1 protein-coding gene is annotated in these 1485 nt (G+C 52.9%); it reads right to left on the bottom strand.

The genetic code is table 11. The annotated features are described in order from the left end of the window. A partial coding sequence (locus tag ACFQNF_RS13800) for a beta strand repeat-containing protein (protein ID WP_380188522.1) occupies positions 1–1485 on the bottom strand: 1485 nt, incomplete at both ends.

The raw sequence follows: 1485 nt of genomic DNA, 5'->3' as shown, positions 1-1485 counted from the left end.
CACCACCAATGGTTAGAGGTACTGTTTCTGGGGTGATTTCTACAAGCGCATCGTCGACCGTTGGCAAGGTCACTGCGAAACTAGTGACGCCTGCTGGAACAGTGATCAAACCTGTCGTCGCGTTGTAGGTCACGCCGTTACTAAAGGTCGCTGTGCCGTAATCTGCCACCGAGGCAGAGCCACCACCCAAATTAAAGGCGTACGTTTCAACCTTGGTCGTTGCCGTACTCAAGGTCACGTTGAAGACCAGATTATTGCCTTCAACGACGTTGTCATCCGCCACACCCGGATTACCCACTTCAATGCCGGCAATGGCTGGGCTGTCGTTATCCAGAATGCCACCGGTGCCGCTTACTCCACCGATGGTTAGTGGGACTGTTTCTGGGGTGATTTCTACAAGCGCATCGTCGACCGTTGGCAAGGTCACTGCGAAACTAGTGACGCCTGCCGGAACGGCAATCAAACCTGTCGTCGCGTTGTAGGTCACGCCATTGCTAAAGGTAGCTGTGCCGTAATCGGCGGTAGATGCGGTGCCACCACCCAAGTTGAAGGCGTAAGTCTCAACCTTGGTTGTTGCCGTACTCAAGGTCACGTTGAAGACCAGATTATTGCCTTCATCCACATTGTCATCCGCCACTCCCGGATTGCCGACTTCGATACCGGCAATGGCTGGGCTGTCGTTATCCAGAATGCCGCCAGTAGCACTTACTCCACCGATGGTTAGTGGGACTGTTTCTGGAGTGATTTCAACCAAGGCATCATCAACGGTTGGTAGGGTCACTGCGAAATTTGTCACTCCAGCCGGAACCGTAATCAAGCCCGTTGTGGCGTTATACGTCACGCCGTTACTGAAGGTGGCTGTGCCGTAATCTGCTGTAGATGCAGAGCCACCACCCAAATTAAAGGCGTAAGTCTCAACCTTAGTCGTTGCCGTACTCAAGGTCACGTTGAAGACTAGATTATTGCCTTCAACTACATTGTCATCCGCCACACCGGGATTACCGACTTCGATACCGGCAATGGCAGGGCTGTCGTTATCTAGAATGCCACCGGTGGCTGAAACACCTCCAATGGTTAGAGGCACAGTTTCGGGTGTGATTTCAACTAAGGCATCGTCGACCGTTGGCAGGGTCACTGCGAAATTTGTCACTCCAGCCGGAACCGTAATCAAGCCCGTTGTGGCGTTATACGTCACGCCGTTACTGAAGGTGGCGGTGCCGTAATCTGCTGTAGATGCAGAGCCACCACCCAAATTAAAGGCGTACGTTTCAACCTTGGTCGTTGCCGTACTCAATGTCACGTTGAAGACCAGATTATTGCCTTCAACGACGTTGTCATCCGCCACACCGGGATTGCCGACTTCAATGCCGGCAATGGCTGGGCTGTCGTTATCTAGAATGCCACCGGTGGCTGAAACACCACCAATGGTTAGAGGTACTGTTTCTGGGGTGATTTCTACAAGCGCATCGTCGACCGTTGGCAAGG

It is taken from the genome of Iodobacter arcticus (assembly GCF_042664895.1).
Classification (GTDB): domain Bacteria; phylum Pseudomonadota; class Gammaproteobacteria; order Burkholderiales; family Chitinibacteraceae; genus Iodobacter; species Iodobacter arcticus.
Note: the sequence above shows the minus strand (reverse complement) of the source record. Positions and strands in the feature narration are given on the sequence as shown.